Genomic DNA, 25,406 nt, shown 5'->3' with positions numbered 1-25,406 from the left:
GCGAGCGCCGCGATCCGACACCCATCGGAGGCCAGCATGACGCGAGGTGTGTTGCCGCTGCGCGGCGCTGCACGCGGTTCCGTTCGGACAACGGTCATCGACGACCTCACCGGCTCGGTCACCGGATGACCGGCCCCCGGGACCTGCTGGCGCAGGCTCCTCCCGTGACGGTCGCCGACGCTCGCGATGCAGTCGCCCACGCACGGAGCGCAGGCGGCTACCACCCCTCCCCCGCGGACTGGCGGGACGAGGTGCTGTACTTCCTGCTGCCCGATCGCTTCAGTGACGGACGGGAGTCCGGGCGCGAGCTGCTCACCCGCACCGAGATCCGGGAGCTGCGCGGCCAACCCGCGCGGCCCGGGTGGAACTGGCAGGCCTGGGCGGAGTCGGGCAAGCGCTGGCAGGGCGGCACTCTCGACGGCATCCGTGGCCGGCTGGGCTACCTGCAGGCGCTCGGCGTGACCGCCCTGTGGATCGGCCCGGTCTTCCGGCAACGGGTCCGCAAGGACACCTACCACGGGTACGGGATCCAGGACTTCCTGGACGTCGACGAGCGGTTCGGGACGCGCGAGGACCTGGGAGAGCTCGTGGCGGCCGCGCACGCGCACGGCATCCGGGTCGTCCTGGACGTCATCGTCAACCACAGCGGCGACAACTGGGCCTACCTGCGACCCGACGGTTCCGCCGACGAGCACGGCCCGCCCTACCGCAGCTGGCCGAGCTACTACGGGGACCCAGCCGACCCGGCGACCGCCGGCTGGAGCCTCGCGTGGCGGGACCAGTTCGAGCGGCCCACGCTCCCCGCCGCGAGCGCGGGCGGCGGCCCGTACGAGGGGGTCCTCCCGCGCGATCTCCAGAGGCCGGCGGCCTACGCACGAGCCGGCCGCGGCAGCCTCTCGGACGACGACGTGGCCAACGCCCACGCGGAGCACAAGCGCACCGACTTCCTCACACTCAAGGACTTCGCCCTGGACGTCGCGCCGGCTCTGGCCGACCTCGTCACCTGCTACCAGTACGCGATCGCCGCGTTCGACGTCGACGGATTCCGGATCGACACGGTCAAGCACATGGCGCTCGAGGACGCCCGCAACTTCTGCGGTGCCATGGCCGAGTACGCCGAGAGCCTCGGCAAACGCAACTTCCTGCTCGTAGGCGAGATCGCCGGCGGGGACCCCGTCCAGGACTACTTCCTGGACAACCTCGCCGTCCTGCAGCGCAACCTGACCGCAGCCCTGGACATCGGCAACGCCCGAGTGCACCTCGGTGCCGTGGCCAAGGGCTTGGCCCCAGGTCAGGCGTACCTCGGCGGCTTCGACGCGATCGACAGCGGCTTCGGCTCTCACCGGTCCCACGGCAACCGGCACGTCTCGGTGCTCGACGACCACGACCACGTCGTCGGGCGCAAGCTGCGGTTCTCCGCCGAGATCCCCGACGACTCCCCCGTCAAGGACCACCAGGTGTGCGCCGGCGTGGCCCTGCAGCTGTTCACCCTCGGGATCCCGTGCATCTACTACGGCACCGAGCAGGCCTTCGCGGGGCCGGCGCACACAGAACTCCGCTACCTGCTCGCCGAGGGGTGGGGGCAGGGGGACTGGGCCGACCGCTACCTCCGGGAAGCGATGTTCGGCCCGGAGCACCCGCGCGTGTCCCACGACCGGCCACTGGACGAACAGCTCTCGGACGTCGACGCCTCCCTGCCCGGCTTCGGCGCGTTCGGCACCTCCGGGCGGCACGTCTTCGATCCCGCGAGCCCGAGCTATCTCCGCATCGCTGCGCTCTGCGCGGTCCGGGCCGCCCATCCCGCGCTGCGGATCGGCCGCCAGTACCCGCGCCAGGTACGCCTGCCGGGTACCGGCTTCGTGTTCCCCGCGGCCGGGGAGGTGGTCGCCTGGTCCCGGATCCTCGGCGGGCAGGAGGCCGTCGTCGTCCTGAACCCGAACGGAGAGCACGCGCGGGGTGGCGACGTCGTCATCGCCGCCGAGCTGTCGGCCCCCGGTAGCGCGTACGAGGTGCTCGCCAACACCGCGCAAGCCGGCACGCCGGCGGGTTTCACGGGCACGCACGCTGTCGGCTCGACGCTCGTCGCTCGCGGACGCACGTCCCCCGACGAGCCCCTCTACCTGGAGGTCCGGGACATCCCTCCCGCCGAGACCGTCGTCCTGCTCCGGCGACCGTGACCCAACCCTTCCAAGACAGGGCTCCACGGCGGGTCCGCGAGAAGCCGCCCGGCGAGCGCCGCGAACGCCCGTAGTCCTCCAGCGCTCCCCAGCGAGAGACGCACGAGCTGCAGGCCGGCTGGCCGCCGGCGCGAGCGCGATCCGGCAGGACCTGCTCGGCCGGTGACGCTCTCCGCTCAGACGACGTGCGGCCGAACTGGCACTCCGATCCCGTCATCGTTGCGACCATGGCGGGACTCCACCACCTCGACTGCGTTCCTCGAGATCCTCGGGTCCGCTCCGCCCTTGTCAATGGCGTGGACCAGGCCGTGGTCGCGCGGCTACGGCCGGGTCGGCTCGGGCCTCGGCGGGACCGGCGTCGGATCGGCTGCGGGTGGCTGGGCCGTCGGGTCCTCCCCCTCCTGAGGCTCGGCGAAAGCCAGCCAGACGAAGCACAGTCCGACGAGGAACACTCCTCCCGTCGCCATGCCCGCGAGCTGCAGGGGCGTCAAGGCGAACGTGCCCCGTGGCACGAACGCCACTGCCGTCATCGCGGCGTAGAGCACCGGATCCACGCTGCGCAGGATCCTGCTGGGCAGCGCGTCGACTCCTCTTCGAAGCCGCATGAAGGACGCGGCCTCCACGAGACCGATCAGCCCGGCCGTCACGAAGGTGACTCGCCAGACGAGACCGTTCATGACCTCCCCGGCGAGCATCGACGCCAGACTCGCCATCCCGGGCAGGAAGAAGTGCAGGGCGATGTGCAGGCCCGCACGGTGCCGTCGGGGATCGGTGCGCCAGCCGCCGTGGGCGAACTGAGCGACTCCGAACCACAGGCCGAGGAGGGTGAAGCTGATCCCGGCCAGTGCTTGGTAGAAGGCGATCGCCGGGTTCATCGACGTGTCCTCCCATCGGGATGGCCTGGTGCAGTGCCGGCCGCACTCGCGTGCGTCGCCCTGCGCTCCGGCACGGAGGTCGTCTGACAGGACGTCCCGGTGCCGCCCCTGCTGAGACGATGGTCGGGCGTCCGCGTCACGAGGGCATCACCGCCTCGTCACCCGCCCGTCCCGGCGTGCAGGCCAGGCAGAGGTCGTGGAGACCTGGGAGTCAGGCGCCGCGTGGGGAAGGTGACGTCGTGATCCGATGCCCCCTCGACCGGTGCGGTGGGTGATCGCCCACGGCAGAGAGGGTCCGGGTCCCACACGACCACCGGGCCGGGAGGGGCCTCGCGTCCACGGCCGTGAGGTCCAGGCGCACCCCCTGAGCACGCCGCCTTGAGGACGGCGACGTGACGAACCGTGCCGCATGCACTGCCGATGTGGCCCGGCGATCCCCGGCCGATGCCCCCGGCCGACGCGACTCGCGGGGTGGCAGAGCCGGCCGGCTCGGAGCGAGATCGCCCTCCGCCGGTGGGCGCGTAGGTCTTGCCACCGAGCGAGTCCGGGACGGTCTGCGCCAGGTCGGCTCGGCGACGCAGCCACCGACGACCGGGATCTCGCGGCACGAGCGGGCGGGCGACGAGCGTCGGCAACTCAGCCGCGCCGCGATCCACGGTCTCGCCCCGTCGCCTCAGCCCTCCCGTTGCCGGCCTTCAGATCCCACAGCACGTCACTGGCGGATCTTCCCCTCGTGTAGCTGCCTCCCGTCCCTGGGGCCGCCTTCAGCGGACGTGGTGGTGGTGCACGAGATCCACACGCCAGGCCCCCGGCGGCAGGTCGTCCGCCTGGTGCGACCCCGCGGTGAGGCGGGGGTGACGTTGCGGTGACGCCGTCCCATCACCGTTCCTCACGCCACCGGAAGCGATCGCCCGGCCGACCGGCCGGCGTCGACCGACGACCGGATGAGAACCGATGGGGATGGACATGGCACTGGAGCCGGGCAGACTGACCGACCTCGGCGGGCCCAGCAGTCCGGGTGGCCTGGAGTGGTCCGAGGCGGTCGCCACCGCGCACACGACGAACATCACCGCCTCGGGGACCCCCTGTCTGCTCGCGACCGCGGATGTCGACATCACCGACACGGTCGTGCACGTCGACTGGGATGCCTTCCCGGTGCAGGTGTCCACGTGCCTGCGCAGCGACGAGAAGGCGAACCTCCTCCTGGACTGGACGACGGCCGCCGGCGACCAGGGGCGCCTCGTCGGCCACGACGAGTACCTGGAGTGGCGCACCGTCCGCCGCGCTGGCGGCAGGATCACGCGCATCGAGCTCACGACCGAGCTCCAGGACTACTGGCGGGTGCTCGCGCGGCACCGGCCGGAACGGGTCCTGCAGCTCGCGGCCCGGTTCGCCGGTGAACCTGCCGTCGACCCTCGCGACGTCTACGGCCCACTCGACCCCTTCGCGCCCGGCGTGACCCCGGACCGGCTCGGCGACGCGTTCGACTCACTCATGCTGCCCCGCCGAACCGCTCAGGGTCGGGTCCTGCCGCCGCGAAGCCCGTACAACAACGGCCAGAAGGCCATCTGCTTCATGTACAAGGGCATCAACACCCTCAATGCTGCGGTACAGCTCGCCGCCTTCGCCGCCCATCCGTTCGCCCACCTCGTGAACGGGAGCGAACAGCCCCTGACCGGCCGCGAACTGATCAACAGCACGCAGCAGGCGGCGGCCGACTGCCGCAACAGCGATCCCACCATCGTGGAGACCGTCGCCGAGGCGGCCTTCCGCCGCCGGAAGATCGTGTTCGACGACCCGTTCGGGGTCTACATCTCCAACGTCCGGCGCTCGCGCATCCTGCTCCCCGACGGGAGCACCCCGATCCCCGAGCCGTGGTTCACCCTCGAGCGCGGTACCGCCGGGACCGACAAGGACACCGACCCGGACCGCTTCCAGCGCCTGGTGCTCCAGGTGCCGCCGAACCCCGAGGGCATCGAGGTCGCTGACCTGATCTCCGCCGACACCGGTGAACCGATCCGGACGGGTGCGGAGCTTGTCCGGCTGGTCACCGTCAACTTCCTGGTGCGCGTGAGCGAGGCCGACAAGGTGACCGCCGATCGACTCCACGTGGACGTGACACCGCCGGGGAACTGCGCCGACGACCCCGCCTGCGCCGCCGTCAACCGGGCTCTCGCGGAGTTCGAGCAGACGCTCGCCGCACCCGGTCCGCCGAGCGCCGCTCCCGTGTCACGACTCGGCCGTCCGCGGTGACCGGCGTCGCGATCGCCGGCGACCAGTTGCAAGAGGGCATCTACTTCAGGTCCGGCACGTCGCCCGGCCACTGCTACCGGCTCCTGCTCCTGCACGTCATCGCCGGAACCCCCGCCGAGGACGCCCGCCGGGCGGTCTCGTCCCTCTGGCGGATGCTCGCCGACCTCAAGGACGGCGTCGTCGAGGACCTCCGGGCCACCCGCCCCGGCGATCCGCAGCTCACCGGAGCGGCAGGCGGGGGGTTGACGGTCCTGATCGGGTACGGCGCGCGGTTCTTCTCCTCGACCCTCCACTCCCCCCGGCTGACCTCTGCCCGGCGGCCACCCGCACTGCACACGCTGGCCGGTCCCCCGAGCCGGGCCGACCAGCCCGCGCCGTTCCGGCAGCTGCACTGGGCCGCCACGCTCGCGGGCAACGCCGGCGAGGCCGATCTCGCGATGCAGTTCATCGGGGACACCGAGCTGGTCGTCAACCGCGCCGTGGTCGAGGTGCGCAAGCGCATCCGGCGACCGGCCGATCCGCTGCCCCTCTCGCTCGTCACGTTCTTCGCCGGCTTCCACCGCGAGGACCGGCGCAGCTGGATCGACTTCCACGACGGGGTCAACACCCTGACCGAGGCCGAGCGCCGCAGCGCGATGGTGGTCCGCCCGTCCTCGGACACGCCGTGGCTCGACGGCGGCACCTACATGACGTTCCTCAAGATCGCCGTCGATCTCGACGCGTGGCAGCAGCTCGACCGGAGCGAGCAGGAGGTGCTGGTCGGCCGGGACAAGCTGACAGGGTGTCCGGTCGAACGGTTCGACCAGGACGACAAGGGTCGGCCGGTGCCCCGGCTGATCGCCACCTGCCCCGGCACGGCCACCATCCCGCCGAGTCCTCCGCCGGAGTACATCGACCCACCACGCCCCGACGGCCGGCTGGCACAGGGCACCCACATCCATCGGTCGAACCTCAACCGCGGCGATCCCGGCCAGGACGCCAACAACCGGGTCTACCGCCAGGGCTACGAGTTCCTCGACCCCGCGACGCTCGACATCCACGCAGGGCTCAACTTCGTCAGCTTCCAGCGCACCACGAAGTTCATCGAGAACATCCTCGACATCCCGAAGTGGATGGGTGAGGTCAACTTCGGGGGCCCAGCCGAACCGGAGCCGTCCGACCCACGCCCGATCGAGCTCATGTCGCTGCTCGCCGGCGGCTTCTACGCCGTGCCGCCGCAGGGCGATCCCTTCCCCGGCGCGGACCTGTTCGACTCGAGCGGCCAGACCTGACGGCCCGGGTGAGCCTCTCTGCCGAGTCCGCGACCGTGGACTGAACGCGCCGGTCCACGCGACGGCCTCGGCCGCGGTGCGCCCGGACGCGTCGTCCTCCCCGTGCAGGAAGGTGGTGTCGTGGTCGTCGTCGGGGATGCGCAGGTAGTACTGCACGCCGTCACCGGGCCGGAGGGAGGCCGAGGGGACGGTCGCGGAGTGAGACATGTCGTCGTCGGCGGTCGGGAGGAACGTCATCGGGACCGTCGTCCACTCCGGGTCCGAGGTGCGCCGGAAGGACACGGCGCTGCCGGTCTGCAGCTGGTTGCCGGCGTCGCCTCCGCCCTGAACCGGTCGCCCGAGACGACGGTCAGCACGGTTCCCGGGACGATCGCACCGACCGGCTCGCGCATCCGGAGACGGTCGCGGTGCGGTGTCCCCGACGTGTCCTCCGGCTAGCTGCCGTAGATGGCCTGGATGCCGTCGATGTCGTCACGGCTGAGCTCGCGCCGGGGCCCCGCGTAGGAGGCGAACATGACCGCGGCCCGCTCCTTGGAGTGGTCGAGGCCGAGCCCGTGCCCCAGCTCGTGGATGGCGACGGTCAGCAGGTCGACACCGGTCGCAGGGAGGCTGATCGACCAGTCCTCGTGCTCGTCGAAGTGGCAGTCGCCGGCGAACGGTCCGCCCCGCGGCGGCGGGTAGAAGCAGTGCGCCAGCACGTTGCCCGCCAACGAACCGGCATCGTCGAAGGGGTTCGCGTCGCCGTGGTCGCCGGTGAACCAGCCGATCCGCATCTCCGCGGTGGCGCCCGGCTGCACCTCGGTGAAGGTGAGCGGCGTGACCTGCGCCCACCGGTCGAAGGCCTGCCGCAGGGCGTCGCGCACGTCCGCCCTCATCTGGTCGTCGCCCGTGTTGTCGATGCTGTACCGCAGGTCGTCCGTCGCCCAGCGGCTCCCGGCGATGACGAACGGCTGCGGGCCGTCCGCGGTGATGACGTCCGGGTTCCCGCACCGGCGCTCCCGCATGCGAGCGGACGTCTTCGGGCCGACGACGCCGTCGGGCTCCAGGGCGTTCTGCTCCTGGTAGAGGCGGACCGCCTGCTCCATGACCTCGTCGAAGTAGCCGGGGTCGGGGACGTCCTTCTCGACGGCGGGGCGCCACCCCTCCACGTCGGCGAATCTCTGGCTCGGCAGGTAGCCGAATCGCTTCATGTAGTCGTGGACCTGTCGGACGTCCTCGCCCTCGCTGCCACGCGTGAGCTGGTTGGCCTGCGGCTGATCGTCCATGTGAGCTCGTGCCTTCCGCGTGTCCGCCCTCGCTGTCGAAGCTAGGAAGGGCCCGTCACACGTGCATCACCGCTGTGTCACCGAGAACTCGGCGGCACCTCGGACCCGGCGTCGGCCGGAACCGGCTCGAGCATTCCGCGGTCGTGCAACCAGGAGGCGATCCGCATCGCCCGGTCACCCGGCAGAGCGGATTCCCAGCGGCGTACGGCCGCCGCGAGACACGGCGCCGCTGCCAGCTCGTCGACGAGGAGGGCGATGTCGTGTCCGCCCAGGAAGGCCACCGGCCGGTCCAGTTCTGGGGAGACGAGCGCCCGGCGTCGGCCGATCGTGTCCCCGAGGAGGCACGCGGTCTCCTGCAGAGCGCCGGGTGAGCGGAGCCGGACCCGGTGCGGCAGGAGGTCCGCCAGCGGCCCCGGCCCGGTCGCTGCCGCAGGGACGGTGGTCACCGCCGCGCTGCGGCGACGCCAGAACGGCCGGTGCGCGTACACGTCGTGCTCGGCGTACAGCGCGGCCGCGGTCGCACCGTGCCGGGTGACGGCGGTGCGCACCATGTCGGCGTAGTACTCGTGCGCGGCGGACCGGTCGCCCCCACTCAGCACCGTGTGCACGGTGGCCGCTGCAGCCAGCGCGGTCTGGATCGCCGTCTGCACGCCGGAGGACGACAGCGGGTCGATGGCGAAGGCTGCCTCACCCACCCGGATGAGGTCCACGTCGACGGCCGGCGCGACCGTGTACGTCGAGGCGTCGCACACCTCCACACGGCAGCCGGAGGGCAGGGTCGCCAGCAGCGCTGGCCCGTGCGGCGTCGCCGCCACCTGCCGGCGGAACAGCGACCGGGGTCCCTCGGCGCGGATCGAGACGGGGTCGACGAAGACCATCACGCGGCACTCGCCCCCGGGCAGTTGTGCCGCCCACGACCAGGCGTCCGGAAGCGCGGTGACGCGGGTCTGGAGCGCGTCGTGCGGCCAGTCCGCTGGCCACCGCGCGGAGACGGCGACGGTGGGCGGTCCGGTCCGGGCGCGTTCGCCGGCCAGCCGGTGCCGCCGCCCGGTGGCGTCGGCCAGGAACCGGGCGGTGAGGACGCGGTCGCCCACGGGCACGCGCCAGCCGCCCGCCGCGCGTTCAAGACGGCCGGTGCGCACCGGGGCCAGCACCACCGCACCCGCGGCTCGGGCGTGTGCCAGCAGGAGGGCGTCGAACACCGCCCGGTCGACGGTCGCGCCGTCCGCGAGGTCCAGCCGCTCCTCGCGGCCGGTCCTCCAGCACACCCCGGCCTCGCGGACGCGGATCGCACCGGCGCGGATGGCGGCCGACGGCAGCCCGGCGGCCCGGAGCACGGGCCAGATCCCGGGACTGAGCGACTCCCCGACGTGCGGTCGGGGGAACTGGGCCCGCTCCACGGCCGCGACGCGGTACCCCCGTCCGGCGAGCCGGGCGGCCAGCGTCGCCCCGGCCGGCCCGGCGCCGACGACACAGACGTCGAAGTCGGCGGTCATGCCGCGCCGAAGTAGTCCGGCCGCCGGGCCGACAGACGGGCGTAGGCGCCCAGGCACCAGTGCAGCCAGCCGCGGATGTAGTCGCAGGCGGGACGGCCGCGAGCCAGCACCTCATGGTGGCAGCCGCCACCGCACAGGTAACGGGCCCAGCAGCTGCCGCAGGGCGTCTGCCGGTGGACGTGCCGCTCGTCGAGCCAGCGCAGCTGCCGCCGCCGGTCGATCCCCGCTGTCACGGTGCCGAAGGCAGCGTCGGGATCGCCCACGAACCGGTGGCAGGCCGCGAGGTCACCGTCGGCGGAGACGCCGAGGTAGCCGGCGCCCGCGCCGCACGGGTACGGCCGGTGGGTGCCGCGGTGGAGCTCCCGCATCGCCGTCACGGCATTGGTGAACGGGTAGCGCTCCCCCGCCAGCACCTTCCGCTCGAACTCGGCACCGCAGGCCACCATCTCGTCGAGCATCGCGGTGAGATGGGCCGGGTCCATCTCGGCGGCGCCGGTGGGCGAACGGAGCAACGGCGAGAAGCCCACGCCGTGGAAGCCGAGCGCCACGAAGGCGTCCAGCGCCTCACGCAGCCCGAGGTTGAGGGGGGTGACCGTCACGCGGGCCGAGACCTGCATCCGCCGCTGCCGGGCCAGCAGCGGCCGCACCCGCTCGATGATCTGCTCGTAACTGCCGCGGCCACCGAGGTAGGGGCGCAGCCGGTCGTGCGCCGGGCCCGGGCCGTCGAGGCTGACGGTCACCGCGAATGCGTGCTCCTCGAAGAAGTCGCCGTCGTCCTCGGTGAGCCGGGTGCCGTTGGTGGTGATCGAGAAGGTCACGTCCACGCCGCGGTCGGCGGCCAACGCCCGGGCGCGCCCGGTCGCTGCCCGCAGGACTGCTCGGTTGAGCAGTGGCTCGCCGCCCAGGAACGCCAGGTTGACCCGCTCGCCGGAGCCGACGTCGCAGAACAGCAGGTCGACCGCGGCCAGCGCGGTCTCCAGCGGCATGTTCGCCGCCGGTCCGCCGAAGCTGCCGCCGTCGGCATAGCAGTACGTGCAGCCCAAGTTGCACTTCTGCGCGACCGCGAGGGAGAGCGCCCGAACCGGCGCCTCAGTCAGCGGGGTGTCCTGGACGTAGGGTGCGGCATCGACACCGAGGCGGCTCAGGGCGGCGGAGACCGCCTCGTCGTCCCCTGCTCGACGGAGTCCATCGAGCAGGGTGTAGGTGGCGTCGTCGACGTCGTAGAGACGGCTGCCGTTCGGCAGGAACAGGTGCCGGGCGGTGCCCGTGTCGACCAGGTGGACGTCGGGGTGGATCGGCGCAGCCGCGTCACTCACGGTCACGGCCCTCGACGATGAACCGCAGCAGCCCCTGCCAGTCGCGGAAGAGTTCGTCGTAACTGACCTGCTGCTCGTCGGGCACGTCGTAGCGCTTGGGTACGCGGCTGCGAGCCAGCCAGTTGTTGCCCACGCTCGGGCCCTGCGCCGTCGTCTCGACGTTCACGTAGTCCGGCCGGCTGGCCGCCCAGTAGTAGCAGCCGCACTCGCGGTAGTCGTTCTGCCAGGGCGAGCAGAGGCTCTGGGTGAGCTCGCCCGGCTCGGCCACCGCCTCGTCGACGAGCGGGACGACGTCGCCGGTCTCGGCACTGCGGACGAACAGGGGGCGCACCCGCAGCGCGACGGTCTCGGTGGACTGGTCGTCGACGTCGAGGAACACGCAGTCGACCGGCTGCCCCGACGACGCGGCGAGGACACCGGCGAGGGCGTTGGACCACTCGAGCCAGGTGAAGGCGGTCTCGGGGACGCCCGGTCCGAACACCGGCCTCCAGGTCTGCTCTCCGCCGACCTCGAGCAGCAGGCGTCCCGTCAGCCGGGACAGCTCCCCTTCGCCCCGCACCACCAGCCCGCTGGCCTCGTGCAGCTCGATGCCCTCCAGGATCCGGCGCCAGACGTTGCGGAAGTCGAACTCGAGGCCGGGGAAGCAGTTGGAGATCGCGGACTCCGGCAGCGTGCTCGGCGGATTGCCGGTCGCCCGGTGGTGCAACTGGGCGGTGAGGTTGCGCGGCTCGATGCTCACGGTGTCCCTCCGTCGGAGTCCGGGAAGACCGGCCCGCGAGCCAGCGCCCGGATGAGGGCGACCTGGCGGCGGGTGAGCGTGAGGTGCCGGCCGTCCGCTCCGCGCATCAGCGCCGGCATCTTGCGGCGACCCCGGTCGGTGAGGTCGCCGACCTGGTCGTGGTCGCGCAGGACGTCGGCGAACCACGGCGCCGCGCCGCTGCGCAGTGCCATCAGCAGGCTCGTGTGCAGCTGCTCGAGCGCGACGCTGTCGACGAGGGCGCGGGCCATGATCGGGTCCCGCCGCCGGCGCTCCTCCCCGGCGTCGTGGGCGGCCATGCCACCGACGTTCATGGCCGGGGTGTTCATCAGCCGGACGGTCTCGAAGGCACGCCGAACGATCTCCTCCACCTGCTCCGAGGTCGCCTCGCCCGGCGCCGGGTCGGGGCCGAACAGCGCCTGCTCCAGCTCGTCGGCCACGGTGCGGATCGGCAGGCCGTCGGGAGCGTAGGTCGGGGGCCCGGCACCCACTCGGCCGAACGCCGACAGCGTCCGGTCCCCCAGCCTGAGCGTGACCCGCACCAGGCCGTCGCAGCTGTCGTCGAGATAGCCGCGGCTGGCCCGCTGGGCGTCCAGCGCGTAGATCTGGCCCGGCACGGTGGTCAGCGGGCCGGCGTCGCGGTGGCCCTGCCAGCGACCACGGCTGGCGTCGTAGACGACGTCGCGCACGCTCGCGTCGGCGGGAGGACCGGCCGACGGCGCCGTCCGGCTGGCCCCGTACACGAAGCCGCGACCGGGCGTGAAGCGCAGCCGGATCTCCGGATGCGCGGCGGTGGGCCGGATGAACCGCACGGAGCCGAAGGGAGTGGACCTGCCCGGCCAGAAGTGGGCACAGGTCCCCGTGAGGGGATGCGCCGCATGGTCGCTGATGTCGTCGGTGCCGGCGTCGACCTTGTCCGCCTCGTCTCCGGTACGGCGGAAGACCTTGTGGTTGGCCACGTGCACGCGCCACCGCACGTCCGCTTCCGACGCGCCGTCGCCGGTGAGGAGGCCGGTGGTCAGCGGCTCGAGTCGGTCGTCGTCGGTGAGCGCCCACGCCTCGAGGAACGGCGCGACCGGGCGGACGAGACCGTTCTCCGTGAAGGCCACCCGCGCCGGGACGAAGGCCCGGGCGATCTCCCCCGTGTCCTCGTCGACCTCGAGGGTCTCGGCCGGGCGGAGCGCGCGGTAGCCGAGCGGACGCTCGGGGTCGACCGCGACGTCGTAGTTGTCCATCGGCGTCGGCGCGGCGCCGAGGCGGGCGATGACGAGCGGGGGCAGCACCCGCAGTTCACGGATCACGGAGTGCTCCTCCTCCGGTCACCACGGGGACGGCCGGTGCGGCGATCAGCTGCTCCACGTGTCCGCGCTCGATCCCGTCCCACTGCGACAGCGCCGCGAGGTAGTCCGTGCCGTCACCGGGCCCGGTGAGTGTGCGAAGCCGCGAAGTCAGCAGCCCGGCGGCGTCGAGCAGGTCGCGGTGCAGCCGCCACCGGTCGGCCTCCACCGACGGCAGCACGAGCGTGTAGGGCATCTGGAACGGCGGGCCGGCACGGGGACCGTCGGGGTCGTCGGCGGAGACGGGGAGCCGGGTCAGCAACCCCGCGATCGCTCGAAGGTTGTACATCTCGGAGAAGGTGCGGTGGATCAGCGCGCCGCGGGGGGTGAGGGTCGTCCGGTCGGTCGGGTCGTCGGCCAACTCGAAGGCGTGCGACAGGTTCACCAGCAGCTTGCGGTAGCGCAGGTTGAACAGGTGCGCCCAGAGCAGGGCCTCCGGGTGGGTGATCGCCGTCGGGGTGCCCGGATCGTCCGGGTCCCCACCCTCGACCGCACCCGTCGTCGGGTTGGCGGCGACCGGGCGGACGACGGCGCCCACGCCGTCACCGAGGGCCTTGAGAGCCCGGTAGATGGCGAGGAAACGCCGGAAGTGCGACTCGTTCTCGTCGGGCGGGCTGTCGAAGCCCTCCCCCTGTTCGGCGATCTGCCGGAGGGCGCTGAGGGCCGTTGCCCGGGAGTCGACCGGCACGATGAGCAGCTCCGGGGCGGGGAGGTCCAGCCCGCGGATGACCTCGAGGCCACGCTGGCCCTCCCGGTAGCCCCGCCCCCACTCGTCCCAGGACGCCTGGAACGCGACGGTCTGGGCCTGGAACGCCGACTCGGGCACCGTCCCGGGGTCCTCGAGCAGCCGGATGAGCTGGGCGAACAGCTCACCGACGCGGTTGACCGGCTCGCCGGCCCTGACCTCGGCCAGGTCCATGATCTCCCGCGCCTCGGCGTCGTCCCACTCCGCCGGGCTCTCGGCGCACACGTACGTGGCGAGCGAGGACAGGCCGAGCGGCTCCAGCCGGAACCCGAACGGGTAGAGCGGGGTGTCGATGGGGTAGTCGTCGCGCTGGAAGTTGCGCGGGCCGCCCAGGACGGTCAGCAGGTTCTGCACCGTGACGAGGTGGCCCATCTCCTCCTTGGCGATGCCGAGGATCGTCTCCTGCCAGGCCCGGACGTCGCCCGCCCGTTCGGTCGGCACGTCCGGACCGCCGAGCGAGTAGGCGGCGAAGAGGTACTGCGCCATCAGCGAGTGCTCGATCTCGGCGGCGACGCGGAGCAGGAACACCGCGTAGTCGTGGCCGTTGAACTCCGGCGGCACCTGCTCCTCGGTGAGCATCGGAGGTCTCGGCCGACCGACGATCGCCTGGTCGCCGGGCGCGATCGTAGGACGAGCCACTCGTTCGAGGCCGGCCTCGGACGGCATGGGCTCCCCGGCCGACGGCGCGCTGGCGACCACCGACCCCAGATGACGAATGACGCGAGCGCGCACAGGACCCCCTCGTCCCCTCTCGGACAGAACGCAGGCGAGCTCCACTCCACCCCGCGACCGTCACGGGACCGTCACCAGCGCGGCGCAGACCCGACAACCGGCGAACCCGCCGGGCCGCACGTCCAGTGGCTCCCCGTGGCGCTGCCCCCGGCCGGTGCGGTCCGCTCTCCGATGCGCGCGTCAACAGGCGACCTCCAGCGGCTCGGTCATCCGGGAGGTGTCCCCGTCCGGTCCCAGGCTCGGCCGAGAGCGAGGATCCCGGAGGACGGAGATGCGGCTGCCCTCCATCGCCCGGGGGAACCCGATCCGCCATCGGCCGCGTGAGCACATCGGATGGCTGTGGCTGGGAACGGTCAGGCCGGCGGCTGTTGCGGCTCGAACGGTCACGTGATCTGGAGCTCGAGGTTGGCTGCCTCCGCACTGGCGCGGGTGACGTCCCGGATGACGAGGGAGCCGTCCCTCGAGGGAGTGCGAGCATGGTTGCCCGTGTAGGCCGCGGTGTCACCGACGACGTGCCCCACCTCGCCGTTGGCCGGTCGCTGCCGAGGCGGAAGACCGTCGAGCGTGAACTCGTTCGCGGTCATCGCGGTGTGCCGCGCGGCCATCTCCGAGATCACGCCGTCGATCACGTTGCTCGTCACGTGGAAGCTCTCGTACACCGAGGTGATGGGACTCTCCGCGAGGCTCTCGAGGAAATCGATCATGAGATGGCCGAGACTGAGCCGAACGAAACGGTTGTCCCGGAGGTGCGCCTCGCCGGCGATCCCGAAGAGGTCCACCTCCGTGCCGACGTTGGACTCGAGAGACTTCAGGGCGTCGTCGGAGATCTGCCGGAAGATGTCGGTGGGCCCGTAGAAGGTGATGATGCCCGGGACCAGGTTGTCGGCGATGTGCACCGACGCCCTGGCCGCGAACCTGACCTCCTCGTGCTCACGCCCCCCGACCTCCAGCGCGACGCCCGGCCGGGCAGTGAGGGCTGCGTGCACCACCCAGTCGAGCTCGCGGAGCAGCCCCGCCACCGGTTCTTCCGTCCGGATGCTGTCGGTGAGGCGGCGGAAGGCGTCCAGCTCGCCACGGGACAGGTCGTCCGGGGGCCCGCCGAGCCGGCCCAGGAGTTCGGCGACCAAGGCCTGCCGAGGGTCGGGCCCGAGGTCGGCGAGTGCCCGGGCGGTCTTCACGAGGGAGATCCGCAGGTCCTCCTCGTCCACGACGTCCCACGCGGAGGTGAGCGGGTCGAGGCCGTCGAAGAACCGGCGGGGACCGTCCAGCGCGCCGCGGGTCCGGGACACGAGCACGTTGCTGACCACCTGCAGGCGCTCGCAGCCGAACACCCGGACCAGGGCGACCTCGATCGGCATCCCCGAGATCCGGGTCCGGCGCAGCTCCACGTCGCCGACGCGGCTGAAGGTCACGGAGCCTTCGATCGGCAGCAGGACGTCGACGTCGGTCAGGCGCACGCTCGAGAAGTCACGCAACCGCCAGGACCCGTTCATCCGCATCCGGGTTGCCCGGCCACAGCCCCGGACCGACAGGTGCACCCGGCGCTCCGTCTCGACGCCGAAGTCCCCGCCACCGAAGGAGTGGTCCCCCGGCATCAGACAGAGGCAGATGTCGGGCTCCCCACGGCGCAGCAGGTCCCCGAGGGCCTCGTCGAGGGTCGGGTAGTCGCCCCCCGGACCCACCGACAGGCAGCAACCCGCGCGACCACCGGCCGTGTCGCGGTCGATCGTGGCCTGGTAGCGGACGATCTGGTGCGGGATCGGATCACCTGACGGCGCGAGCAGCTGGGCCTCGCAGGCCTGAGCTCCCGAGTCGTCGGCGATGTCCCACTGGCAGGTGACCAGGCCGTTGACGTCGGTGGCGAGATCGACGTCGACACCGGCGCCACCGCCTTCGAGGCGTCCGGCTCCCTGTGTGATGGTGAAGTGGACCATCGCCCCCTCGACCGGAAGACCGCCGTTCGCCACCCGCGCGGAGAGCCGGCCGGGCAGCGGGATGAAGCCACCGACTGCCTCGGTGGGCGAGCCCTCCTGTCCGTCCCCGCCCACGTAGAGCAGGTTTCGCATGGCGGTCACGGGCGGGAACAGGTCGCGGCAGTCCTCGACCTCGACGATCCGGCCCGCCGCGTCGAGGTCGACGTAGCCGAGGACGCAACGGTGCCGCTCGATCCCGAACGGGAAGCGGAGCGCCGGCACCCCGCCGTCCTGCGGCCATTCGATGGTGCCCGAACCGGTGGCGACCTCCGCGGCCCGGGCCGGGAAGGTCCAGTGGTCACCGCGCCGGTAGTGCCCGTCCACGAACCGCACCTGGATGCCGTTCTCCAGGTGGATCCAGGCGGTGCCGTCGGGGTGGAACCGCACGGCTCCCGCCCCGTCCCAGCGCCGTAGCTTCGGATGCCGGGCCGGATCCACGCCGCTCGGGTCGGGGTCCAGCGGATCGGCCGGCGTGCGGAGCACGACGACGCGGCGGGTCGTGTCGACGTCGGCGATCTGGCGCAGCTGCCGGGGCAGGTTCTCCAGCTCGGTGCGGTCGTCGCTGAGCTCGACGAGCTGGCCGACGGCGAACCCCAGGACGTCGTCCGGCCCCAGGTCGTGCACGGTGACCTCGGCCCCGTCGATGGCCTCGACGGTGGTGACCACCGAGCCGTTGTCGCGGGAGACGACGAACGCGGCCTCGGCCCGGCGCGCCCGGGGGGCATCCGTCGGGCCGAACGCGGGCAGGGCGGTCGACAGGGTCAGCGTCGTCCCGTCGATGGCGGTGATGTAGCCGAACGTGGCGTCGACCGGGTCGAAGCCGGGACCGGAGCGGAACACCTCGACCGCGTCGCCCACGGCCAGCGGGCCGAGCGCGGCGACGGTCAGCCGGTTCGGCTGCCCGGCCGGGAACCCCTCGACCGCCACCGTCTCCGGGGCGGCCTGCAGGTCGTACGCGTCGCCGGAGTCGAAGATCTCGACGCGGTAGAACTGGTTCTCCAGACCGGTGTAGCCGGCCTGCGGCGGGATGAGGCAGGGCGAGGTCAGCTCCTCGACCGGCTCGGCCCGCGCGGCCAGCTCCCCCGTCGTCCGTTCCACCTCTGGCAGGTCGTCGGTGCAGTTCCAGTCGTCCGCGACGGCCACGGTGTCGATCTGCCACACCACCCGCTCGCGGGACGACGTGGTGGGGCCGCCGAGCGCCACCTCGCGGATCGAGGCGTCGTCGAGGGCCGTGATCAGTCGGCGCCAGCTGTGCAGGACGACGGCGTGCCGTCCTGCCGCCGGAGGCCAGGTCGGGTCGAAGCGGTCCGGCTGCTCGGGAAAGGCGATCTGGGACTCGTTCTCCAGCAGGGTCCCGTCGGCGTAGTAGCGGCCGGCCCCGATCAACAGCTGGTCGGGGCCGGGCGCGCTGAGCGCGAAGCCGGCGGTCGGCTGCGGCCCCCCGCAGGCCCCGACGACGTCCTCCGTCGCCCGCTCGGTGCGGTGCGTGAGGATGCGGTGCTCCTCCTCGGAGTCCGCGTCCGTCAGGAGCCGACCCTGCTCGACCAGCACGGCGCTGTAGTGCCTGGTCGCGTCGAAGGTCCGACGGCTGAAATCACCCTTCATCGGAGCGCTCCCCGGGAGGTCATGACGCGAAGAAGAACCCGGCCTCGAGGCCGAAGCGGAGGTAGTCGTCGAGGCGCGCCTCGAGGTAGGCCGCGCGCTGGGGCTGGAAGAGGTGGTGGAGAGCTCCCATCTCCGACTCGTCGTCCGCGCCGCGCCAGATCTCGTCCGGTGTGCGGCGGTCGAGCTGCCCGTACGCCGGGTCGGGATAGCGCTCGGAGGTGAACACCGGCCGGACCCGGGCGGCGTGGGCGTCGTCGGTGGGCTGGCACCGGTAGCGCTGCGGCGTGCGCGACGCCGGCGGCACGTAGCTGAACCGGACGCACCCGTCCTGTCGGCGATCAGCCAGCACCGGGCCGGGCCAGGCGTCCGGGTCGTCGCCGGCGGCCACCTCCGCGAGCAGGATCGAGTTGGACACCGTGCCCATGACCCGCGTGTGGACCTTGCCGAGGAGGGTGCAGGCCTCCAGGCCGAGCCGGCCGCCGCCGAGGTCGTCGCCGACGTCCGCGGCGTACGCGATCCCCTCCTGACCGGCGTCGCAGATCGAGTCGGTGAGCTGCGCCTCCGCGTCGACGTGGACGCGGAGCGGGCCGAGGATGCACCGGTCGACCGTCAGCCTGGTGGTGGCCGACTCGACCACCAGGCTGGGCACACCCGGCTGCGCCGGGGACCCGTCCGGGTCGAGGCTCACGCCGGGCACGAGGGTGCAGTGGGTCAGGCGCAGCGCGCGCAGGTTCCGCACCCGGATCGCAGCACCGGTGACGAGCAGGCCGTTGAGGGTCAGCTCCCCCTCGCCGTCACCGTCGATCACCCACTCGTTGTCCAGGACGAGGCAGGGCCGGCGCCCGTTCGCGGCCCGGATCTCGAGCGAGCGGCTGTCGACGGTGAGGTCCGCGACGGGGCCGTAGCGCGCGCTGTCGCCGATCTCGACGGTTCCGCTGCCGGCCAGTTCCCCGAGGCCGTCGTCGATGGTCGTCAGGGCAGCGGGTGGCTGAGAAGCGACGGGGACGACGGGCCCGTCGATCCCGGCGAAGGTCTGCGCGCGGTCGTACTCGCCGCCACCGAGGTCCGCGGGGGACCCGTAGTGGTAGCTGACCCGCGGCGGCTCGTCCTGGTCGTCGCCGAAGGCGATCCGCCCGAGCACCGGGTCGATCGCCACCCGGCCGGCGGCCCGCGGCGTATGCGCCCAACCGGTGACGACGCCCCCGGCGTCGACCAGGTCGGAGAGGTCGCAGACGTCGACGTCGTCGGCCGCCACCCTCGGGACGACGAGGCTGAGGCCGCCGCCGTAGAACGTCGGGATCGCCGCGTCGAACTCGCGCCTGCCGAGCGGGTGCGGCACGTTGATCGGCTCCGCCAGGTGGGTGATCTCGTCCTCGGTCACCGGCAGCGTGAACAGGGGCGCGGCCACGCCCAGGGGGTGCAGGTGGAAGCGGGTCCCGTCGGCCGGGTCGGCGGCGACGGCGGGGGTCGCCGTCAGCGAGTAGGCCCGCAACCGCCAGACGACGATGCCGACGTTCGGGATGTTGTACCGGCCGCGCCGGCTGCGGATCCGGCGCACGTCGACGGTGTGGGTGAGATCCGGCTGCCCCTGGAGCCGCTCGAAGGGTGAGCCCACGAAGCCCATCCGACGCGCGTCGCGGATCGGCGCGAACACCAGGTTCGATGAGCGGACGTGGTGGACGTTCTGGGTGGCCGCGATCAGCTCGAAGAACTCCACCGCGCGGGTCGGCCAGCCCGTGACGTCGCGCGCCACCTGTTCCAGCACAGCGGCGGTGCCCTTGCGCCGCCGGTAGCCGATGGTGTTCGCCACCTCGGCCCGGGGCGTCAGGCCGGTCCCCGAGCCCGACGGCAGCCCGCGCAGGCCGATCAGCTCGGCCAGATAGGGCAGCACCCACGACGCGGCCGTCTCGACGAACAGGTCGTCGTAGAGCTGGTCCACGCCGTCGTCGACCACCGCGAGCTCGTCGGTGAGCACGTCGAGCAGCTGGCGCAGCGGGCCGCCCCGTTCCTCGTCCCGCTGCCGGTAGACGGCGGGGAGCAGGTTGTACAGGGCGTCGCGGTCGACGGTCATGGCGCGACCTCCAGCAGGATCCCGTCCGGGTCGACGGTGAGCACCTCTGCCCCCGTGTCCGACGGAGGCCGGCCGGGGACCAGGGCGCGGGCCACGAGGGTCGGGTTCCGGACCGCCGTGGCGCCCGTCCGGTGCAGCCGCCCGACCAGGACGCCCACCACACCGCGCACCCCGTGCAGCACCTCGTCGACCTCGCTCAGGGAGACGGTCTGCCCGAACGCCCGGCGGTCGAAGGAGAACCTGTCGAGCAGGGCGGCGCGGGCGGCCGCGACCACCGGCTCCGGGACGAACGCCGAGTCGAGCACGAGGGTCGCCTCGAGGGTGAACAGTCCGACCTCGGCAGGGCGGATGACCAGCGGCACCCGTGGGTTCCCGGCGGCCAGGATCGCGGCGGTCAGGTCGCGCATCAGCCGGCCGTCGTCCTCGATGACCTCGCCCCCGATGCCCGAGACGGTGAGGACGACCCCGCGGACGACGCCGTCCCAGGTCCAGGTGGCGGCCGCCTTGCCGATCGAGCCGAAGCCGGCGGCGAAGTCCTCGTAGTCGCGCAGGGACACGATCCGGTCGAGGGTGAGCACCGTCCGCGGGGCGTTCTCGGCGGCGTCGGCGCCGGATTGGGGATCCTGGGCGCCGATGGCGGGCAGCGGATTGCGGACTCCCCGCACCCCGAGCGGACGGGTCATCAACAACGAGAGCTGGTCGGCCCCGGCCAGCCCGTCGAGGCCGACACCCACGCGGTACCGGGCCCTGATGTTGTCGTGCCCGGTCGCGGGCCGGGCGCCCGAGACGCCGTCGCCGAACTGCACCACGGTCCTGCCGTCGTCGGCGGTCGTGGTGGCGAACACCCGGTCCCGCGCTCCGTGGCCGAACAGCGTCGGCGCCTCCTCCCACTCCACGTCGTCGACGAAGATCCGCAGGGTGGACGCGCCCCCGGACACGGTGGACGCCTGGACGTGGGTCAGCGGGGAACGGCGCAGCGAGAAGGTCTGGAAGGCGCGGGCGGCGTCCCCGCCGCCGAGCACCTCGTCGACCACCGATTCGCCGTGCGTCGCGGTGGCGACGTTGCCCCAGATCTCGACCGTGCGGCCGGCCACGGTGAAGCGGTCGTAGACCTCGCCGAGCGATTCGGCGAGGAGCAGCGTCGAGCCGTCGACCGCTTCGACCAGCGCGGTCTCGGCGAGGACGGGCTCGTCCTCGTGGCCGGGCAGGAAGACGAACGCAGTGGCCGCAGCCGTGATGGTCCCCGTCCTGCCGTCGGCCGTGGACACCCGTACAACCCACGCGTCGGGGTCGTCGGCGTCGATGGTCAGGACCGTCAGGTCGAGATTCGTGGCGAGGGCGTCGGGCCCGCCGTCGTCGAATCTCACGAAGGCCTCGGCGGTGAGTGCGGTGCGCACGTGCGCCCTCCGGCCCCGGACCACCACACGTCTGGGGCCCTGGACAGGGGTGGGCGGGACGGCGAGGTCGATGGCGTCGCCGAAGACGGGGGCGGTCACCGGCACCTCGGCCACCGCCAGTTCCTCTGCGCGAACGAGCAGGACGGTGCTCCGCGTCGCGAACCCACCGAAGTCCTCCACGTCGTCCGCGGTGGTGTCGAGGGCCAGCCGGGTCACCTTCGCGCTGATCCCGAAAGCCGTGCGCGCGACCTCACTGACGCCGTCGATCGGCGCCCGAGCCTGCTCGCTGCCGTTCAGCAGGACGACCGGGCTGTCGACGGTGACTGCCTCGTAGAGCGCGTCGAGGTCGACCGCGGCAGGGTCAAGCGCCGGGAAGGCCCACTCCTCGTCGTCGTCGGTCAGGGCCGCGCCCAACGCGGTCTTGACGTCGTCGACGAACAGGACGGGGCTGGGCGCGTTGAAGCCGAAGAGGGCCGCACGCTGACGCATGGCGAACACCCGGACGGACTGCCCCTCCCCCAGCCGGTCCAGCAGCGGCGAGAACGTGACGGCGGTTCGCTGCTGATCCGCGTCGCGGCTGACCGACGTCACCCGCACGACCGAGAAGCCGGTGTCGTGGGTCGCGTTCGCGGCCGTGAAGAGCAGGGTGTCGCCGCGGCCGACGCCGGTGGCCACGCCGGCGAGCAGCACCGCGTCGTCCCCGTTCCGCGGCACCCGCGGCGCGGTCCGCCTGGCCCCGAGCAGGTTCCAGTCGGCCAGGGCGACGAGGTCCTCGACGGTCTCGAACGTCTGCGGCAGCTCCCCCGGCCCGGGGAGCGTCTGCACCCGGGCGCCCCTGGCGATCGGAACCGCGGTCGGCGAGCCGGGCGAGGTGTCCAGGGTGAATGCCAGCTCGGTCTGGGCGGCGACGCCGGGGCCGAGCCGGTAGCCGATCAGCCCGACGATCCCCGTGACCGACCGGCGCTCGGTGGCGGTGCCCAGGTAGTGCTCGTTCGCGATCCGCTCGGTGTAGAAGGTCAGCACGTCCGCGGCGACCGCCCACGCGTCGATCAGTGCGACCGAGAAGTCGGCGGGGTCCCGGGTCCGCAGGTCCGCGAGCGCCGGGCGGTCGCTGCGGGTCAGCCCGGCGATCATGCTCTGCCGGAAGGTGGCGTACCTGCCGGTCCGGTAGGCGATCTCGCGCAGCCCCGGCCGGTTGACCACGCGCGCGGGGGTCAGGTCGGCGATGCCGGTGCAGCAGCCGCAGGAGCACCCGGCGGTGGTCATCGGCCGCCCTCCATCTCCAGTCGCAGCGTTCCCCGGTCGGCGAAGTTGGGGTCGTTGTCCAGCCGCGGGATCTCCAGCGGCGCGAAGGTCAGCACCCCGGACTCGAGCCCGGAGGAGGCAGGGACGCCGAGCCGCTGGAAGGTCAGCGGTCCGGCGTACCGCACGCCCTCGACCGCCTGGACGGCGGCGAGCAGCGCGCTCAGGAAGACGGGTGTGCCGAAGGTCAGGTTGTCGGGATGGAAGAACTGGGCCGTCCCCTCCGGCGTGCGGCCCGACCCCAGCGCGGCGAGCACGTCCTGCTCGACGTCGGCGCGGTAGTAGTCGGGCAGGACGCAGACGGAGACCACGACCTCGAGCGCGACCTGGCTGGGCGGCGCGATTTCCAGGTCGTGGCCGGCCATGCGGAATCGCTCGAGGTGGGCCCGGATCTCGGCCTCGAAGTCCGCGTCGACGGGCAGACCGCCGGCGCGGTCGACGGTGAGGAACATCGTGTACCAGCTCCCCGTCCAGCGTTCGGTGCAGGTGGCCTGCTGCACCTCCCGGTGCCGGAGGGTCACCGCCGCGTAGTCGGCGGGGGTGACCGCCCGCTCCGGCACCCGGAAGGCGACCGGGGCGTCCTGCCGCACCCGGTCGAGCGGCTCGGGATCGGTGCCGCCGCGGGCCGGCAGCGGATTGCGGATCGACGAGATCCCGCCGAAGGAGGTGACGACGTGCCACAGCGTGTCCGCCCCGACGTTGCCTGCCGTTCCGTTGCCGGTCCGGTACCGCGCCGTCAGCCGGCTCCTCGGGCGCGGCCGCAGCCCGTACTCGCCGTCACCGAACCGCACCCGGGCGAGCCCTCCGGTCTCCGTCTCGACCACGAACTCGGGGGCGAAGGCGTCGCTGGCGAGCAGGTCGCGGCGGGGCACCCACTCCTGGCCGGTGTCCTGGTCGACGAACTCGGCGTCCGGGAGCACGTGCCGGGGCTGCCACACGAAGGCGGCGCTCGCCGGGGCCGCCGGGTCGAAGCGGGCGGGCCGGCGTTGGTCCTCGCCCTGCAGCGCCCGGCCGAGGGTGCCGGTCATGCTCGGCTCCGGTTCCCGGAGGGCCGGCGCGAAGCGCGCCGGGCGGCCCTCGTCGCGTCCGGGCTCGCAGGCCACCGGCTCCGGCGGGTAGGCCAGGCGGGGGTCCGCGTCCGGTACCTCCGGGAGGTGCTCGGACCGGGATCGGCCGTGGTCGGCCAGCACGATGTTGCCGAGGGCGACGCTGATGTCGCCGTGGAAGGCCCCGTTCTCGTCCGTCGCCGAGATGCACAGGGAGAACGGCAGCGCGTCCTCCGCCGCCCACGCGATGTCGGTGACGGCCTGACGCATGCCCGGCTCATCGGGGTCGTCGAACAAGGGGTCGGTGGTGAACGCGGGGTCCTCGTCCAGCCGGACGGCGTGCCGGTGTTCCAGGTCGGCGTCGGCGGGGTTCCCCGAGCGTGGGCCGCGCTGTTCGATGAAGACCAGCACGTCGCCCTTGCGGAGGTCCTCGTGTCGGCCGCGCAGGCTGGCCGAGGTCGCCCCGGCCGGCAGGCAGCACTCGCGGTCGCCCCACGCGTAGAGCTCGAACCGGTTGAGGGTGTCGCGGACGGTCCGCTCCTCCATCGTCTCGAAGACCGCCGGCGCCGCCGCGAGCGCCGCGGTGTACTCGGGCGACGGGGCGACGAGCCGGTGCGGCAGGGTCGGCACGCGGGTGAGCAGCTGGGTGTGCTGGGGCAGGGTGACGCCGCCCGCGCCGTCGGCGACTTCGACGTGCACCCAGGTCCGGGCGTTGGAGCCGTCGTGCATCCGGTAGTCGACCAGGCGCGCGTGCCGGCGAACGGAGGAGCGCCGCCGGGCCGTGGCGAGCGAGGCCTCCATCCCGGTCGCGTCGAGTTGGTAGCCCACGTGGTCGGCCGCGTACGCCAGCAGCTCGACGAGCGCGACGCCGAGGTCGGCGGGGTTGCGCTCGCGCCACCCCGGCGCGGTGACCGCCATCCGGTCGAGCATCAGTTGCCGGAAGCTGGTGAAGTCGAGTGCCAGGTAGTCGATCTCCGGCTCGTCGACGGGCTCGGGCGCGCACCGGCACTCCGTCGTGCAGTCGAAGCCGCCCGGGCACTCGACCTTGAAGGAGAACTCGACCGCGTCGAGCACCGGGTCGAGGTCGGTGACGGGTGCGCCGCCCGGCTCGCCGAGGGTGAGCGTGTAGCGGGAGAAGTCGCCGGGCCGGTCGACGCCGACCACCAGCACGTCGCCGTCGAAGGCCACGGACACCACCCGGATCCCGGTGACCCGGATCCCGCCGGTGATCCGCACCTGGTCCGCCGCGATCGCCTGGAGGGCCGGGCTCGGCGCGCGGACGAAGTGCACTCTGAGCAGCCGCTGCCGGTCGGCCTCCGGGACGCCGGGCCCGTCCGCCACCTCGAGGAACTCGATGCCGTTGCCGATCCCCTCGTCCCGGACGGCTTCCCGGCGGCGCTCGTCGCAGCAGAAGTGGCGGATCACGGTGCACCTGCGCTGCGGACGCGCTCGACCCGGCGCTCCTGGGTGGCCCGGACGACATAGGCGACGGTGACCGCCAGGGTCGACTCCTCGGCCCGCACCTGCACGCTCTCGACCTGGATCACGTCGGCCAGCCACAGCTGCAGAGCGCCGTCCACCCGGGCCTGGGTGGCGGCGGCGAGGGCGCCGGCGTTGGGCTCGAAGACCAGGCCGAGCAGCCCGCTGCCGAACTGCGGTCGGTTCACCCGCTCGCCGGGAGCGGTGAAGAGCACCTGCTCGACCAGGTCGCGGACGTGGTCCTCGCGGTCGGCCGACCGGGTCCGGCCGGTGGCGTCGAAGCCGAACGGGAAGTCGACGTCGGCCATG

The 25,406-nt window shown here is 72.8% G+C and carries 15 protein-coding genes; 3 read left to right on the top strand and 12 right to left on the bottom strand.

Translation table 11 applies throughout. From position 1 onward, the window contains the following. Positions 1–164: 164 nt before the first annotated feature. Complete coding sequence (locus tag ACI8AA_RS01645; protein WP_457042773.1) at positions 165–2,177, top strand: alpha-amylase family glycosyl hydrolase; 2,013 nt, start codon at positions 165–167, stop codon at positions 2,175–2,177. A gap of 320 nt (positions 2,178–2,497) precedes the next feature. Here the strand turns inward: ACI8AA_RS01645 and ACI8AA_RS01640 are convergent, their stop codons facing one another. Further along, positions 2,498–3,052 (bottom strand): hypothetical protein, encoded by a 555-nt coding sequence (locus ACI8AA_RS01640; RefSeq protein WP_457042772.1) that lies wholly within the window; start codon positions 3,050–3,052, stop codon positions 2,498–2,500. Positions 3,053–4,018: 966 nt separating this feature from the next. Between ACI8AA_RS01640 and ACI8AA_RS01635 the strand changes: the two genes are divergently transcribed. Both ACI8AA_RS01635 and ACI8AA_RS01630 read left to right on the top strand, forming a co-directional pair. After that, positions 4,019–5,305, top strand: a complete 1,287-nt coding sequence (locus tag ACI8AA_RS01635) for a hypothetical protein (protein WP_457042771.1) — start codon at positions 4,019–4,021, stop codon at positions 5,303–5,305. Beyond that, positions 5,302–6,576, top strand: a complete 1,275-nt coding sequence (locus ACI8AA_RS01630) for a Dyp-type peroxidase (RefSeq protein ID WP_457042770.1) — start codon at positions 5,302–5,304, stop codon at positions 6,574–6,576. The genes ACI8AA_RS01635 and ACI8AA_RS01630 overlap by 4 nt, the downstream gene beginning before the upstream one ends. Positions 6,577–7,010: 434 nt before the next feature. On the opposite strand, the gene ACI8AA_RS01625 is transcribed toward ACI8AA_RS01630, so the two are convergent. From ACI8AA_RS01625 to ACI8AA_RS01575, 11 genes are all read right to left on the bottom strand, one after another. Next, complete coding sequence (locus tag ACI8AA_RS01625) at positions 7,011–7,841, bottom strand: matrixin family metalloprotease (RefSeq protein WP_457042769.1); 831 nt, start codon at positions 7,839–7,841, stop codon at positions 7,011–7,013. Positions 7,842–7,918: 77 nt separating this feature from the next. Next, on the bottom strand, positions 7,919–9,337 hold the full coding sequence (gene qhpG, locus ACI8AA_RS01620; protein WP_457042768.1) for a flavin-dependent monooxygenase QhpG: 1,419 nt from the start codon (positions 9,335–9,337) through the stop codon (positions 7,919–7,921). Then, the gene (locus ACI8AA_RS01615) at positions 9,334–10,659 is read right to left on the bottom strand and encodes a radical SAM protein (protein WP_457042767.1); all 1,326 of its coding nucleotides are present in this window, start codon (positions 10,657–10,659) and stop codon (positions 9,334–9,336) included. The genes qhpG and ACI8AA_RS01615 overlap by 4 nt, the downstream gene beginning before the upstream one ends. Continuing rightward, entirely contained in the window at positions 10,646–11,392 is a 747-nt protein-coding gene (locus tag ACI8AA_RS01610) for a hypothetical protein (RefSeq protein ID WP_457042766.1), read from the bottom strand. The genes ACI8AA_RS01615 and ACI8AA_RS01610 overlap by 14 nt, the downstream gene beginning before the upstream one ends. Next, positions 11,389–12,711 carry a hypothetical protein gene (locus tag ACI8AA_RS01605; RefSeq protein ID WP_457042765.1) on the bottom strand — a complete coding sequence of 441 codons (1,323 nt, stop codon included), beginning with the start codon at positions 12,709–12,711 and terminating at the stop codon, positions 11,389–11,391. Before ACI8AA_RS01605 ends, ACI8AA_RS01610 begins: the two co-directional genes overlap by 4 nt. Then, complete coding sequence (locus tag ACI8AA_RS01600; RefSeq protein WP_457042764.1) at positions 12,701–14,071, bottom strand: ferritin-like domain-containing protein; 1,371 nt, start codon at positions 14,069–14,071, stop codon at positions 12,701–12,703. Before ACI8AA_RS01600 ends, ACI8AA_RS01605 begins: the two co-directional genes overlap by 11 nt. Positions 14,072–14,607: 536 nt before the next feature. After that, positions 14,608–17,802: a DUF6519 domain-containing protein gene (locus tag ACI8AA_RS01595; RefSeq protein ID WP_457042763.1), complete on the bottom strand. Its 3,195-nt coding sequence runs from the start codon at positions 17,800–17,802 to the stop codon at positions 14,608–14,610. A gap of 19 nt (positions 17,803–17,821) precedes the next feature. After that, positions 17,822–19,873: a hypothetical protein gene (locus tag ACI8AA_RS01590; protein ID WP_457042762.1), complete on the bottom strand. Its 2,052-nt coding sequence runs from the start codon at positions 19,871–19,873 to the stop codon at positions 17,822–17,824. After that, the gene (locus tag ACI8AA_RS01585) at positions 19,870–22,536 is read right to left on the bottom strand and encodes a hypothetical protein (RefSeq protein WP_457042761.1); all 2,667 of its coding nucleotides are present in this window, start codon (positions 22,534–22,536) and stop codon (positions 19,870–19,872) included. Before ACI8AA_RS01585 ends, ACI8AA_RS01590 begins: the two co-directional genes overlap by 4 nt. Beyond that, positions 22,533–25,043, bottom strand: a complete 2,511-nt coding sequence (locus tag ACI8AA_RS01580) for a putative baseplate assembly protein (RefSeq protein ID WP_457042760.1) — start codon at positions 25,041–25,043, stop codon at positions 22,533–22,535. The genes ACI8AA_RS01585 and ACI8AA_RS01580 overlap by 4 nt, the downstream gene beginning before the upstream one ends. Then, positions 25,040–25,405 carry a GPW/gp25 family protein gene (locus ACI8AA_RS01575; protein ID WP_457042759.1) on the bottom strand — a complete coding sequence of 122 codons (366 nt, stop codon included), beginning with the start codon at positions 25,403–25,405 and terminating at the stop codon, positions 25,040–25,042. Before ACI8AA_RS01575 ends, ACI8AA_RS01580 begins: the two co-directional genes overlap by 4 nt. Between the last annotated feature and the right edge of the window lies 1 nt (position 25,406).

The organism is Geodermatophilus sp. SYSU D01180 (assembly GCF_054050415.1).
The sequence above is the reverse complement of the archived record's forward strand: the minus strand, read 5'-3'. Positions and strand labels throughout refer to the sequence as shown.